16 protein-coding genes are annotated in these 13,303 nt (G+C 32.1%); 8 read left to right on the top strand and 8 right to left on the bottom strand.

What is annotated here, in order from left to right; all coding sequences use genetic code 11:
* Positions 1 to 15 precede the first annotated feature (15 nt).
* The 3 genes from bshB1 to ACXAHM_RS02135 all read left to right on the top strand — a co-directional run bounded on the left by bshB1 (position 16) and on the right by ACXAHM_RS02135 (position 1,707).
* On the top strand, positions 16 to 747 hold the full coding sequence (gene bshB1, locus ACXAHM_RS02145; protein ID WP_474958749.1) for a bacillithiol biosynthesis deacetylase BshB1: 732 nt from the start codon (positions 16 to 18) through the stop codon (positions 745 to 747).
* 156 nt (positions 748 to 903) lie between these two features.
* On the top strand, positions 904 to 1,257 hold the full coding sequence (locus ACXAHM_RS02140; RefSeq protein WP_474958748.1) for a hypothetical protein: 354 nt from the start codon (positions 904 to 906) through the stop codon (positions 1,255 to 1,257).
* 207 nt (positions 1,258 to 1,464) lie between these two features.
* The gene (locus tag ACXAHM_RS02135) at positions 1,465 to 1,707 is read left to right on the top strand and encodes a hypothetical protein (protein ID WP_474958747.1); all 243 of its coding nucleotides are present in this window, start codon (positions 1,465 to 1,467) and stop codon (positions 1,705 to 1,707) included.
* A gap of 324 nt (positions 1,708 to 2,031) precedes the next feature.
* On the opposite strand, the gene ACXAHM_RS02130 is transcribed toward ACXAHM_RS02135, so the two are convergent.
* The 6 genes from ACXAHM_RS02130 to sucD all read right to left on the bottom strand — a co-directional run bounded on the left by ACXAHM_RS02130 (position 2,032) and on the right by sucD (position 6,432).
* Positions 2,032 to 2,568 (bottom strand): hypothetical protein, encoded by a 537-nt coding sequence (locus ACXAHM_RS02130; protein ID WP_474958746.1) that lies wholly within the window; start codon positions 2,566 to 2,568, stop codon positions 2,032 to 2,034.
* 55 nt (positions 2,569 to 2,623) lie between these two features.
* Positions 2,624 to 3,109, bottom strand: a complete 486-nt coding sequence (locus tag ACXAHM_RS02125; protein ID WP_474958745.1) for a hypothetical protein — start codon at positions 3,107 to 3,109, stop codon at positions 2,624 to 2,626.
* Between the two features lie 35 nt (positions 3,110 to 3,144).
* A complete protein-coding gene (locus ACXAHM_RS02120; protein WP_474958744.1) occupies positions 3,145 to 3,672 on the bottom strand; it encodes a transporter in 528 nt (175 codons plus the stop codon).
* Between the two features lie 255 nt (positions 3,673 to 3,927).
* A complete protein-coding gene (locus tag ACXAHM_RS02115) occupies positions 3,928 to 4,335 on the bottom strand; it encodes a hypothetical protein (RefSeq protein WP_474958743.1) in 408 nt (135 codons plus the stop codon).
* A gap of 357 nt (positions 4,336 to 4,692) precedes the next feature.
* Positions 4,693 to 5,334 (bottom strand): hypothetical protein, encoded by a 642-nt coding sequence (locus ACXAHM_RS02110; protein ID WP_474958742.1) that lies wholly within the window; start codon positions 5,332 to 5,334, stop codon positions 4,693 to 4,695.
* A gap of 219 nt (positions 5,335 to 5,553) precedes the next feature.
* On the bottom strand, positions 5,554 to 6,432 hold the full coding sequence (gene sucD, locus ACXAHM_RS02105) for a succinate--CoA ligase subunit alpha (RefSeq protein WP_474958741.1): 879 nt from the start codon (positions 6,430 to 6,432) through the stop codon (positions 5,554 to 5,556).
* A gap of 176 nt (positions 6,433 to 6,608) precedes the next feature.
* On the opposite strand from sucD, the gene yidD reads away from it, so the two are divergent.
* The 4 genes from yidD (at position 6,609) to ACXAHM_RS02085 (ending at position 10,089) form a co-directional block, all read left to right on the top strand.
* Positions 6,609 to 6,830: a membrane protein insertion efficiency factor YidD gene (gene yidD / locus ACXAHM_RS02100; protein ID WP_474958740.1), complete on the top strand. Its 222-nt coding sequence runs from the start codon at positions 6,609 to 6,611 to the stop codon at positions 6,828 to 6,830.
* A 131-nt stretch (positions 6,831 to 6,961) separates the two neighbouring features.
* Entirely contained in the window at positions 6,962 to 8,080 is a 1,119-nt protein-coding gene (locus tag ACXAHM_RS02095; protein ID WP_474958739.1) for a C1 family peptidase, read from the top strand.
* 73 nt (positions 8,081 to 8,153) lie between these two features.
* On the top strand, positions 8,154 to 8,606 hold the full coding sequence (locus ACXAHM_RS02090; RefSeq protein ID WP_474958738.1) for a sugar 3,4-ketoisomerase: 453 nt from the start codon (positions 8,154 to 8,156) through the stop codon (positions 8,604 to 8,606).
* A 163-nt stretch (positions 8,607 to 8,769) separates the two neighbouring features.
* Positions 8,770 to 10,089, top strand: coding sequence for a tetratricopeptide repeat protein (locus ACXAHM_RS02085; RefSeq protein ID WP_474958737.1), 1,320 nt, complete (start codon positions 8,770 to 8,772; stop codon positions 10,087 to 10,089).
* A gap of 59 nt (positions 10,090 to 10,148) precedes the next feature.
* Here the strand turns inward: ACXAHM_RS02085 and ACXAHM_RS02080 are convergent, their stop codons facing one another.
* Positions 10,149 to 10,892, bottom strand: coding sequence for a porin family protein (locus ACXAHM_RS02080; protein ID WP_474958736.1), 744 nt, complete (start codon positions 10,890 to 10,892; stop codon positions 10,149 to 10,151).
* A gap of 142 nt (positions 10,893 to 11,034) precedes the next feature.
* On the opposite strand from ACXAHM_RS02080, the gene ACXAHM_RS02075 reads away from it, so the two are divergent.
* Entirely contained in the window at positions 11,035 to 11,913 is an 879-nt protein-coding gene (locus ACXAHM_RS02075) for a fructosamine kinase family protein (protein ID WP_474958735.1), read from the top strand.
* Between the two features lie 385 nt (positions 11,914 to 12,298).
* On the opposite strand, the gene ACXAHM_RS02070 is transcribed toward ACXAHM_RS02075, so the two are convergent.
* Positions 12,299 to 13,156 (bottom strand): NAD(P)H-binding protein, encoded by an 858-nt coding sequence (locus tag ACXAHM_RS02070; RefSeq protein ID WP_474958734.1) that lies wholly within the window; start codon positions 13,154 to 13,156, stop codon positions 12,299 to 12,301.
* Positions 13,157 to 13,303 lie beyond the last annotated feature (147 nt).

Genomic DNA, 13,303 nt, shown 5'->3' with positions numbered 1-13,303 from the left:
ATACATTTATTCAAAATGAAATTAGATATTCTAGTCCTGTGTGCTCATCCAGATGATGCAGAATTAAGTTGCTCAGGTACATTAATCAAAGAAATTAAAGCAGGTAAAAAAGTTGGGATTGTTGATCTTACAAAAGGTGAGATGGGCACAAGAGGTACACCAGAATTAAGGATGGAAGAAGCGGCAAAAGCTTCTGAAGTAATGGGTTTAGCAGTAAGAGATAATTTAGGTTTTGCAGACTTTTTCTTTAAAAATGATGCGGAGCACCAAAAAGAAGTATCTCGAATAATCCGTAAATATCAACCCGAGCTAATCATCACTAATGCACCAGAAGATAGACACCCTGATCATGGAAAAGGAGCAAGATTGGTCGTAGATGCATGCTTTATGAGTGGTCTTCGAAAGGTAGAAACCTTTGAAAATGGTGAATCTCAAAAACCTTGGAGGCCACAAAATGTTTTCCATATGATACAATCTAATTATCTGACACCAGACTTTGTGGTAGATGTAACAAACGAGTGGGATACTAAGGTAGAAGCAATTAAAGCATTTGGTTCACAATTTTTTGTGGGAGATAGCTCTGATGCTGCTTCAGGTGAACCACAGACTTTTATCTCAACACCTCAGTTTATGCAATTCTTAGAAGCAAGAGCTAGAGAATATGGTCAGAGAGTGGGAGCACAATTTGCCGAAGGTTTTATTAAATCTGCACCGGTAAAAGTGGAGAGTGTTTTAGATTTGATTTAAACACTCTAAACACTATTAAACACTCTAAACTGTTTAATGTTTTGAATAACAATTGTTTAGAGTGAATTAAGGTGATTGATGTCATTAAAATGATGTTTTTTATATAAAAAAAACCTATTTTTGTATTTGAGAGATAATGCACTTAGTACATAATATATGCAACGTCTAGAATCTTCTTTAGATAAAATGTTCAATCAAAAGGTTTTAGCTAACCTTTGCCCTTATCATAGACAGCGAATTTCAACGTCCCTTGAAAAAACAAGAGATGAGATTCGTCAACTGTTCATGAATTTTGTAAACGGAGAATTGGACCGATTTAAAAAACAAATCGGAGAAGATTCCTATGAAGTTACACGAAAAGTTGCTGAAGGGTATGTTGATCAAATATTAGATTTACTGGAATCGAGAATAGTTGAAGGTGGAAATCATTTTTCATCAGAAGAACTTATTAATGGAGCATTGAGCGTCTTTAATACAGAAGGGTGTCCAGTATTTCACCATAAAAAATAGCACATATTTCTTATATATGAATTTAAAAGAACCATCAATATAAAATTATTGATGGTTCTTTTTTTGTCATTTATTTTATAATGTTAATTACGTAATTGATTTAATTTCAGCTGAATATGAATTTATATGATTAAAAAATAATCATTGATTTTTATTTAAACATATTTATGTTTATGTTTGTAACATACTAATTCAGACAAGTCAATTATGAAAACTGTAATAAGAGGAATTTTAAGCAATGTATATCTACAAGGTAATCAAGCTTTTGCTATTTTGAATACTAAAGATGGTCAAAGGTTAGAGTTAATCTTAAAACCTATTGGTTTGAAGATATTGAAAGGATATGCAGAGAAATCTTTTACAGTTAGAGTGAAAGGGTGGATGCAAACTGAAAATCACCATCCGAGTTTTCAAGTCACAAATTTGACGGGATATTTAAAAGCGAGTTAGTATTCAATAGAGATCGGTAGAAATTGAAAATAAATGATTAGTACGTTCTTGGGGATAAGAATTTACGACATAGAAAAAGCGGCTCATTATGTGAGGCCGCTTTTCTTTTTTATGATTAGTATTTATTTATTGGTTAAGGTGTAATTTATATTGATATAAATTACGACAAGGTATCTTCGTTTAATTTCTTTCTTGTTTGCATATTTAATTTAATACAAAATAGATAGTGTTGTATCTTATAAAACAAAGAATAAAAAAATAACCACATCATTTCTTATTATAGTAATAAGCCATGATGTGGTTATTTTAAATTTTCTAACTATTCTATAGTTGAACGACTACACCAATTTGGAAATTCCATGAAGTCCAGCTATTGATTAAGAAGAAACTTTGAGTAGCTTGGATACCAATTTTATCATTGATATGATATTTACCACCTGCACCTAATTGAATATTAAAAGGTGACCAGCTATATAGGTCATTATAAGCATCATTAGGGTAAGAGTAGATAATAAAACCTGCATCTCCCAAAGCATATAAATCCCATTTATCATCTGTAAATCCGATAACTCTATCAGCATACCATCTAAATCTTGCTGAAAAATTATAATAGGCCCAATTGTAGCTATAGTTGCTCCACCAAGCCATATCTACTGATGGTCCAACCGTAAAATCTTGAGCAAGATTAAACTCATAATCTCCGTGGATACCAAATCCACCATTGATATTCAAACCAACATTTAAAGATCCAGGTCCTTTGTAAGATGCACCTTCGCCGTTACTTTCCTGAGAATATCCAGTTGTAAAAGCAGAAAGAATGAATAAAATTGAAAAGACGAAGTAGTTAAATACTTTTCTCATAAACGTGTAATAATTATTAGTTGAAAATTAGTAAGTACATAAGTTATTGTTGTGACTAAAGCTGAATAGTCATACCAAATTGAGCTCCAGTTCCAATTATAGCTTGTAAGCCAAATTTTTCATTAATATGATATTTTCCGCCGAGACCAATACCCCACCAAAGTGCACTTGGAGCATTGATATTGAAACCTAGGTCACCATTTGCAAATACGTCCCATTTAGGATCTGTAATCTGTAGAACTCTATCTCCATACCATCTTACCCTAGCTCCAAAAGCAAATGAAGCTCCTTTATAACTAGCAGTATTCCAATTTTGAAATGCAACAGATGCTCCAATCGTAAAATCTTGGCCTATCTGTCCAATTTCATAATCAGCCTGTACACCAATATTATAAGCACCAAAACCTGTGTTTATACCAATATTTAATGTTTTTGGTCCTCTATAATTATCATTGCTTGAAGATAAAACTTCTTGTGCAAAACTAGAATGTATTACTAAGAGGAAAAAAATGAATGGAAGAGTTTTGAATAGCTTATTCATGTCGTTAGATTATTTGCAATGGTATAAAGTTACTATTATAATCTAAAAGTTACACCAAAGTTACCACTGCTAAATTTAGTACCTCCACCAAACTGAAGATTTAAACCAATCTTGTCAGTGATGAACCATCTTGCTCCAGCTTGTAGACCAACACCAACTCCTGAGTTGTAGTGAGACCAGTCATCAATTGGATCATCATGGTTATTTTTATCTTTAAAATTATAATAACCAATGTTTAAACCTGCATAAACATCAAAGTTATTAGGGATATTTAAAATCTTATTGAAATGATAGTTACCATTGAATGAAATGTTCCAAGAACGATACTCATGATAGTGATCATTATGACGTTCTTTTGTGTTATGAAAACCAAAACTTGCACCAAGTGAAATATCTGGGTGAACTGGATTGTAATCTAATCCCAAATAAAATGGAATACCATTGTTGCTGATACCAACACCAGTGTTGATATAAAAATCTGAACCGTTAGAGTAGTTATTTGATTTTTTGTTGTAGGTAGGTTTTTTAGTTTGTGCAGTACCTTCCAATACTAGTAAAGACATTAACAATACAAGTAGTGAAGTTAAAAATCGTTTGTTCATCGATAAATTAAGTTTAGTATAGTAATTAAATATGTTGCAAATATATCTGAGATTGTTAGAGATCTATGTATTTAATATTGTTTTTTGAATTTATTTTGGGTAAAGCATTGAAATTTAGTGATTTTTTTTTGTAAAAAAAGGTGCTCTACATTGTAGAACACCTAAGGAATTGATTTAAAAAATATAATTAAATTGAATTCTATATCCCATATTTAATTATAAACCAATCGTCACACCAACTTGTGCGCTTGACCCAATACTAGCATGAAGGGCAACTTTCTGACTTAAATGGAACTTAGTACCTATACCTATTCCTAGTAATAGTCCTGACATATTTGCATCATCATACTCTCCGGTATGGATATTAAATCCAACATCCCCACTTGCAAAAATATCCCATTTATCATTTGTAAACCCTAAAACTCTATCGGCATACCATCTAAATCGAACTCCTAATCCGATATTTCCATGTTTATGTGATCCATGATCATGACCATTATGGTGGGTCCAACTTGAGTATGAACCATAGGCCGCCAGTGTGAAATCTTGACCTAATTGAAGGAATTCAAAATCAGCTTCAAAACCAAAGCTATTATAACTATTGAGTCCCCAAAGAAGTCCCATATTTAAAGAACCTACTCCTTGGTAGTTTCCTCCTGAAGATTTTGTTGATTTTTTTCATTTTGAGCATGACCAAAAGTAGCAATACAAAGTAATAAAGCTGTTAGTAAGCTTTTATAAGTAGTTTTCATAAATAGTAGTAATTAATTATTTAGTTTTTGTCCTTCATAGAAGACAGTACAAACGTAGAAATAAAATTAGATTGATGTCAAACAATTTAACAATCAACTGTTTAATGAATGTATATTTCATAGAAAATTAACTTGCTTTATGTTTTTAAGTAGCTGATTAGTAGTTTTATAAATAAAAAAAGGTGCTTCTCTCCTAAGAGGGAAGCACCTATAAATATTAATTTATGATCTATAGTCCAATTGACACACCGAATTGTGCACCAGTACCAATGATGGCATGTAAACCGATTTTTTCATTTAGGTGATATTTTGTACCAATACCTAATCCCCAATAGATTGGAGAAACGCCTGCGCCAGGATAGCTTTCATAACCATTATGATAATTAGTACTCGTAATACCAAATCCAATATCACCTGATGCAAATACATCCCATTTGCTAGAAGTAATACCTAAAACTCTATCAGCATACCATCTAAAACGTACACCTAACCCTATAGTGTTATAATTTGCGTAATAGGTATCCCAACCATAATAGGATACAGCAGCAGCCATTGTAAAATCTTGTCCTAGTTGTAAGAATTCGTAATCAGCCATTATACCACCAGCACTATGGTTAAATCCAAAACCTAAACCGACATTTAATGAACCGACTCCAGAATAATGTCCTCCATTTGATGAAGATTTTGTTTGTGGGTCATTTTGAGCAAATACTATTGAAGAAATTGTAAATAGTAAAATAGTAGCGACAGTTTTTAAAGTAGTTTTCATAATAATTTTATTAATGATAATTTCATTTTCTTTTGTCGTAGTGATGGTTAGAAAAACGGGAGGAATTGATACTAGGTTTGTATGAAGTTGGATGTTAAACATTAATGGGTGTTAATGTCATTTTTCTCATAGTAGGGGAAATGAATAAAAATGATGTATGATAATATTTAATGTTATTTCAGGTAAATAATTCATTAATAGAAATAGATTATTGTAAAATTAAAAAAGCTCAATGATATCAATGATGACATCAATTGAGCTTTTTTATAACTTAAAACTAAAATTAAAAAGGTTAAAGAAATAACCTTTTTAATAGGTAGTTTATGCTTTCACTAAAAGTTTAGCAAGTGTTTCGCCAATATCTGCTGGAGATTTAGAAACTGCGATACCACATTCACCCATGATACGCATTTTCGCTTCAGCAGTATCGTCTTCACCACCAACGATAGCACCCGCGTGACCCATTCTACGTCCTTTAGGAGCAGTTTGACCTGCGATGAAACCTACAACTGGCTTTGGATTACCTTGTTCTTGGATCCATTTTGCAGCTTCAGCTTCGTAGTTACCGCCGATTTCACCAATCATTACGATTGCGTCAGTATCAGGATCAGCCATTAATAACTTAACAGCTTCTTTTGTTGATGTACCAATAATTGGATCACCACCGATACCGATAGCTGTAGATACACCATATCCTGCTTTTACGATTTGGTCAGCAGCTTCGTAAGTTAAAGTTCCTGATTTAGAAACGATACCTACTTTACCTGGTTTGAAAATGAAACCTGGCATAATACCTACTTTAGCTTCACCTGGAGTAATTACACCTGGACAGTTAGGTCCGATAAGTGTAACGTCTTTGTCAGCTAAGTAGTTTTTCGCTTTTACCATATCTGCAACAGGGATACCTTCAGTAATTGCGATAATTACTTTGATACCAGCGTCTGCAGCTTCCATAATTGCATCTGCCGCGAATGCTGGCGGAACAAAAATGATAGAAACATTAGCACCTGCTTCTTTTACTGCATCTTCTACAGTATTGAAAACAGGACGATCAAGGTGAGTTTGTCCTCCTTTACCTGGAGTTACACCACCTACTACATTTGTGCCGTAAGCAATCATTTGCTCGGCGTGGAAACTGCCCTCAGATCCTGTGAATCCTTGAACAATTACTTTAGAGTCTTTATTGACCAATACACTCATGGTTGCAGTTGGTTATTTGTTAGTAAATATTAATATTACTTTTGCGGTTGCAATTTATATAATTACATTGTCAATGTGAATAAAGATCATCCTTTTTATTACAATTTATCATTGGATCGCCTAAAAAACGTCAAAAATGAAGGTTTTTTAAGTGACTTATAACCGAATATGCAAATATGAATGCGTTTTTTTCGAAGGTTTTAGTGGTTTTAGTAAGAGGTTATCAGCTTTTGATTTCTCCTTATACCCCTGCGTCATGTAGATATACGCCTACATGTTCTGAGTATACGATTCAGGCATTAAAAAAACACGGGCTAAAAAAAGGAGGTAAATTAGCCATCAAAAGAATTAAAAGTTGCCATCCATGGGGAGGAAGTGGTTACGATCCCGTTCCCTAAATGTTTTTACTGTTAAGGCTTTTTATCAAGATATATGTTAATAATTTGTTATTTGATGAATAATAGGGGTATATTGTACGCGTAACTAATGAAAATATAATTATTCGTCTAAAATATATAAATATAAGGATATGAAATCGCTATCATTTAAAAGTGTAGTCGCTTCTGTCTTATTAGCAGGTATTTCTACTGTTTCTGCATTTGCCCAACAAAAAGAGGCGATTGTTGACGGTACTCAACTTAAAGTAATCCATCAAGTCAAAACCACGCCCGTAAAAAGTCAAGGAAGAACAGGGACTTGTTGGAGTTTTTCTACTACTTCATTCATCGAATCAGAATTGATGAGAAAAGGGAAAGGACAGTTTGACCTTTCTGAAATGTACTTTGTCAGAAACACTTATCCTGAAAAAGCAGAGAGATATATAAGAAGACATGGTAAAACACAATTTGGAGAAGGAGGTTTGGCACATGATGTTATGAATGTGATCAAAACGAATGGCTTTGTTCCAAATAATGTTTACGATGGAAAAGGAGGAGATAAAGGAATGCACGATCATGCTGAACTTTTCGGTGTGATGGAAAGTATGTTGAATACATTAGCTAGTTCAAGAAGTATTTCTACAAAATGGAAATCGGCTTTAGAATCTGTTCTAGATGCATATATGGGTGCTAAACCATCATCATTTACTTTAGATGGTCAAAAGTATACCCCTCAAGAATTTGCAAAGGCAATGGATTTTAATCCGAACGACTATGTTGAATTAACATCGTTCACTAATCATGAAGATTATGAGAAATGTGTGTTAGAGATTCCTGATAACTGGTCTGATGGTTCTTATTATAATTTACCTTTAAAAGATCTTCAAGATGTAATGGATAACGCTTTGAATAAAGGGTTTTCATTAACTTGGGATGGAGATGTAAGTGAAAAATCTTTCTCTCATAAAGATGGTAAGGCAACTATCGAGGGAGTAGATGGAAAAGAGCCAGTTGTTACTTCAAAACAAAGACAAAGTGCGTATGATAATTATGTTACAACAGATGATCATTTAATGCATATTGTCGGAATTGTGAAGGACAATGATGGAAAAAAATACTATGTGACTAAAAACTCATGGGGAGCAGAATCAAATGATTTTGGAGGATACCTTTACATGTCTGAAGGGTATATCCAAATGAAAACAGTATCTGTAATGGTGCATAAAGATGCTATTCCTGAGAAAATTAAAAAGAAAATTGGCTTAATCTAAGAGATTCATTGAGCATTCTAGGTCTTTAAATATTTTAATTGTTTAAAGACGCTATTTTTTTATTATTTGTGCGATGACATTAAAGAAAAAAGACATAATTAATACTTTACCTCGAGTGATTGAGTTAGAGGAGTTTGGTTCATATGAAGAAGGTTTTTTGACTCCTGCATCTGAATTGACACAAATTCCTTTTAAAATCAAGCGAGTATTTTGGACACATGGTGCAAATAGAGACACTATACGTGGAAATCATGCTCATAAAGAAACAGAAGAGGTAGTTGTAGCCGTAAGTGGTTCAATAGAGGTGGAAGTAATTATGGAAGATATGAAAAGACAAGTCTTTCTATTGGATAATCCAAGACAAGGACTTTATCTGCCTCCACATGTTTGGAGAACATTATATTTTTCTAAAAATGCGATTACATTGACGTTAGCTTCAACGGATTATAATAAAGAAGACTACGAAAAGGATATGGTAAATTGGTTACAAAGAGATTTTTCTGATGATAAATTTTATTCAGAATAAGATTTTTCTACTAAAATTGATTTTTTTCCTTTACAAATGATAATAAATCACTTAATTATATGTATTTTACGACATTTAATTAAGTGATTTTTAGTATGTATAAAACTAAACACGTGAACACATATCAATAATTGGAAATATAATTCCGATGCAATTTCTTATTATGGCTCGATCACTACTCAAAATATTATTACTTACTGTTGGTTTAACAACATCCATTGCTTTATATGCCCAAGAAGAAAGGTCATTAGAACATTTTGCTAATGCCGAAAACTTATATAAAAGAAAACAACTAACGAAAGCAATTGATGAATATACTTTAGCAATCAAATATGATTCGACTAAAGAAATCTATTATTTAAGAAAGGCGAAATGTCAATATTCATTAAAGCAATTCAATAATACTATTGATACTTTTCTTGAGGGGTTAAAGCATTTTCCTAAAAATGGAATAATGAATTATCAGTTGGCTAATCTTTATTTAAGAAAAGATTACCTGGACGAAGCTGTGCTTTATTTCGATAATGCTTTTAAATACAATGATAATATGAAATTGAGGGTAACTTCTAAAAATCAAATTATCATGATCAAATTTAAGCAAGAGAAGTATGAGGAGGCACGACCGCATATTGATGAAATTATGGCTGTAGCTCATAATAACTTTATTGCTTTATATTACTCAGCTAAGCTCTACAATATGAATGGAGAGTATATGAATGCTGTAAATGATATTAATACTGCTCTTCAATATGTAAAATCAAGTAATAATAATCATTTAGCTCGTTTTTATTATGAACTAGGTTTTGCTTATTATAATCTAGAAGAGTTTGAAAAACTCGATAATATTATAGAAAAAGCTAATTATGGTTCTTACCGTAAATTAGTTCTTAAGTTAACTCCCGAATATAAGTATTGGATAGCTTTATGTTATTATGAAATCTATGATTTTGAAAAATCTTCAGACCTCCTTTATAATGCATTAAAGCAAGATCAAAGTAATTTGAAAGTGCATGAACTTCAAATAAAGATAGCTGAAGTCACTTCAGATAAATCTGATCAAATTCAAAAAGCATATCATATGATTGATAACTTAGAAGATGACGGAATGAAAGTGAAAACATATCAAGATGTAGCGTCATGGCAACTGGGTTCCGAACACTATGAAGATGCTATTAAATCATGCGATGAAACATTGGCTATCGATGAATATAATTATATTGTAAAATACACTAAAGCTGTAGCTTTATTTAAGTTAGATCGTATTGATGAATCAATTGGTGTACTTAATGAATTAGTAAGGTATAATGGTTTAGATGTGAAAACGAAATCTAAGTACTATTTTACTTTAGGAATAGCAGCTATGAAAAATAAAGAATATGATTTAGCATTACATTCATTCAAGAGTGCAAAATTAGATAAAACTTATAAAGTAGCGGCTGATGAAGTAATTGCTTATTTAGATACAAAAAAAGATAGTATATAATTAGTCATCTATAGTCACAAAAAAAGGAACAATTTGAATTGTTCCTTTTTTTTGTGTCTTTAATCTCTTTTTTCCCAATTGAGAGTAGGAGGTTCATTTATATCATCAGGTTTCTCATTTTTGGGTTTGTTTTTCCATCCTCTTATTGGAATCAAGTAAGAGAAAGTAATACCACCGGAGATAGCTGTTGAACGGTCAGTTGAAGTTCTTACCTCATTTTCTAAAACATTCATCATACTCGCTGAAAAACGTCCTTCTAGTTGAAAATGACCGAACTTTGTAATATAGTTAATGCCACCTCCGCCAGCTAGAGAAACCGTAAACGGAGCAGCTTCCTTATCATAATAATCATAAGTTTGATCGTCTAAGTCTGTGATTACATTTTTACTTTCACTTAGTAAAATATCAAACTGAGGTCCTAATGTTATAAACACCTGTAGTTTTTTCTTTCCTATATAAATATGGGTAAGAAATGGAATTTGAACGTAATCCATTGACCTTTCATAGATTTCCTGCTCGACATCAAATCTATTCAATTCAGTCCAACCGATAGAAGCATAATTGACTTCTATTTGAGCTCCAAAATTCTTTTCAGCATGATATTTAAAAACAACACCATAACTTGGAGCAGCTTTAGGAACACTGTTGATTGCGGGGTAAAACCCAATGGTAGAAGAATAATATCCTCCCTTAATACCTGCAGAAATATGTGCGGTTTCAAACTTATTTTTCTGAGCAAATGTAGGAACAGACAATAGTAAGCTGAAAAAGGAAACTATTAAGGCTTTATAAATTAGATGCATGTAAAAAATAATATATCTAGCATAATTTTCCTTAAAGATAATTATCAAAATTTAATCTACGGTATTTTATTGCAGTGTAATCAACTTATAAAGTATAAAAACATTCTTTTTGTAATACTCTTCCAATAAAACTAAAGTAATAATGAACCAATTACATCAAAATACATTTTTCCAGAATATTCTTCAAAATGAACTAGGTACTCACTTTCAACTCAAAGAGACTTATGAATGTTCAGGGGGGTGTATCAATAATTCTTTTGTATTGCAGACCAACAATGGGAAATACTTTTTAAAATATAATAATGAAATGCCGCCTCATTTTTTTGAAAAGGAAAAAGAAGGATTAAATCTGCTGAGAGCGAGATCTTCTATTAGAATACCAGAAGTATTGAGTGTGGGAAGCTATCAAGGAATCAGTTATATTTTAATGGAATTTATTGAAGGGAAACGTACTTTAAATAACTATTGGACACTTTTTGGTGAACAATTAGCAGAGATGCATCAACAAACTGCAGCATATTTTGGGTTGACAGAAGGAAACTATATTGGAAAGCTTGAACAATCAAACAAACAACATGACGATTGGCTTTCTTTTTTTGTTTTGGAGAGAATTGTACCACAAGTGGAATTAGGCATTCAAAAAAATATAATGCCCACTAATTATAAAAATAATGCAATAGGTTTATTGGAAAAATTGCAAGGTTTCTTTCCTGAAGAACCTTCTTCATTACTACATGGAGACCTTTGGAGTGGCAATACTATGTACGATGAGTTGGGAAAGCCTACAATGATTGATCCAGCAGTATACTATGGTCAAAGGGAAGCAGAACTAGCATTTACTACATTATTTGGAGGTTTTGATCAATCATTTTATGAAGCATATAATGATGTTTTCCCTTGTGAATCAGGGTTTAAGGATAGAGTTGATGTCTATAATTTATATCCTTTATTAGTACATGCTAACCTTTTTGGGAGTGGTTATTTAGCACAAGTGAATACGATTTTGAAGCGAATTGATTAATCTCTAGGATATTAATCGAATGAAAATGATGTTTTATCGAAAAAAGAAAGGGATTAGGCGAAATACAATAGATGTAAATAAATATTAATGTACCTTTACATTACACTTAAATAGTTAAGTGTCTAGAGCTTAGCTCAACTGTTACTAAATTTTTTTCCTAGTGATAGTAACGATACTTAATTAATTATTTGGTTTAATTGTTAAGGGGAGAGAAACTCACTGTTTTGCAGTGGGTTTCTTTTTTGTATAAAAAGAAATCAACACTTTCATTTGAGTTGAAGTATTTTAAAATGAGTACTTCAGGTGAAAGTGTTGATTTTTTATTTCTATTAACTTCTACGTTAAATAGAATTCTTTGAATAATAATATATTAATTATCAATGGATTATTCCATGATGTCATACGTAAAACCTAGAGGATCAGCATTTAAAAACGTGAATCCTATTTTATCCGAAATTTTTTGACTTTCTACAATTTTAAATGGAGGAGCAGAAGAGGGAGACATAAAAGTAGGAATAATATATCCTCCATATTTTGCCGTTCCTTCATATACTATTCTTTTTGGAGGATGTTCAGGAGCGACTACATTAAACACTTTGTTCCAACTATTGTGATCATTTACCTCTATTACTTTAATAATTGCTCTAATCACATCATCTCTAAAGACATAATTCACAGGTGTATCTCCAGTGATAAGATCTTTTTTACCATCTACGTATTTAGCAGGTATACGATCGTATCCCATTAAGCCACCAAGACGAAGAATTGTAGCATCCAAATCTGTGTTTATTCTTAGTACTTCTTCTGCTAAAATTACAGAACGTGAACGAGGATGCTCTGATGTTGGACCATTTTCATTGATATTTTCATTTACATCTTTGTAAACACTCGTTGAACTAGTATATATGACTTTATTGACAGGGAGTTCCTCAATTAAATCTTTAATTACTTTGATTTGCTCTGCATGGAAAGTCATCATGTTATGTTGTGAAAACCTTGGAGCAAGGCAAATCACGACTGCATCAGTGTCCAAAAGATCTTTTAAACCTTCAATGTCATTACAAGTAGGATCAAAACGCAAATAATAAGGTTTTGCTCCTAACGCTTCAATCGTTCCAAGTTTTGATTTTGTACCTGTACTTGCTTTCACTTCATAGTTTGCTTCTTTTAACGCAGTGATTAATGGCATTCCCAACCAGCCAGCACCAATAATACTTACACGTTTTATTTCTGAAAAACTCATAGTCGTTTTTAGTTTTGAATATTAAGAATAAGAAAGATACACAAACAAATAGACATTTCCATTTTAAAAAAATAGGTTCCTTTTAATTTAATGAAAAATGAATAGTTCATTCTTAATCCTACGTATCTAGAGGGTAGTGACATCGTG

The organism is Flammeovirga sp. AWQ4_249 (assembly GCF_056161045.1).
Note: the sequence above shows the minus strand (reverse complement) of the source record. Positions and strands in the feature narration are given on the sequence as shown.

Bases quoted from the DNA above. Each gene is read 5' to 3' on its own strand.
- bshB1 (WP_474958749.1), top strand. From the start codon at position 16: ATGAAATTAGATATTCTAGTCCTGTGTGCTCATCCAGATGATGCAGAA.
- ACXAHM_RS02140 (WP_474958748.1), top strand. From the start codon at position 904: ATGCAACGTCTAGAATCTTCTTTAGATAAAATGTTCAATCAAAAGGTT.
- ACXAHM_RS02135 (WP_474958747.1), top strand. From the start codon at position 1,465: ATGAAAACTGTAATAAGAGGAATTTTAAGCAATGTATATCTACAAGGT.
- ACXAHM_RS02130 (WP_474958746.1), bottom strand. From the start codon at position 2,568: ATGAGAAAAGTATTTAACTACTTCGTCTTTTCAATTTTATTCATTCTT.
- ACXAHM_RS02125 (WP_474958745.1), bottom strand. From the start codon at position 3,109: ATGAATAAGCTATTCAAAACTCTTCCATTCATTTTTTTCCTCTTAGTA.
- ACXAHM_RS02120 (WP_474958744.1), bottom strand. From the start codon at position 3,672: ATGTCTTTACTAGTATTGGAAGGTACTGCACAAACTAAAAAACCTACC.
- ACXAHM_RS02115 (WP_474958743.1), bottom strand. From the start codon at position 4,335: ATGGGACTTCTTTGGGGACTCAATAGTTATAATAGCTTTGGTTTTGAA.
- ACXAHM_RS02110 (WP_474958742.1), bottom strand. From the start codon at position 5,334: ATGTTTAACATCCAACTTCATACAAACCTAGTATCAATTCCTCCCGTT.
- sucD (WP_474958741.1), bottom strand. From the start codon at position 6,432: ATGAGTGTATTGGTCAATAAAGACTCTAAAGTAATTGTTCAAGGATTC.
- yidD (WP_474958740.1), top strand. From the start codon at position 6,609: ATGAATGCGTTTTTTTCGAAGGTTTTAGTGGTTTTAGTAAGAGGTTAT.
- ACXAHM_RS02095 (WP_474958739.1), top strand. From the start codon at position 6,962: ATGAAATCGCTATCATTTAAAAGTGTAGTCGCTTCTGTCTTATTAGCA.
- ACXAHM_RS02090 (WP_474958738.1), top strand. From the start codon at position 8,154: ATGACATTAAAGAAAAAAGACATAATTAATACTTTACCTCGAGTGATT.
- ACXAHM_RS02085 (WP_474958737.1), top strand. From the start codon at position 8,770: ATGGCTCGATCACTACTCAAAATATTATTACTTACTGTTGGTTTAACA.
- ACXAHM_RS02080 (WP_474958736.1), bottom strand. From the start codon at position 10,892: ATGCATCTAATTTATAAAGCCTTAATAGTTTCCTTTTTCAGCTTACTA.
- ACXAHM_RS02075 (WP_474958735.1), top strand. From the start codon at position 11,035: ATGAACCAATTACATCAAAATACATTTTTCCAGAATATTCTTCAAAAT.
- ACXAHM_RS02070 (WP_474958734.1), bottom strand. From the start codon at position 13,156: ATGAGTTTTTCAGAAATAAAACGTGTAAGTATTATTGGTGCTGGCTGG.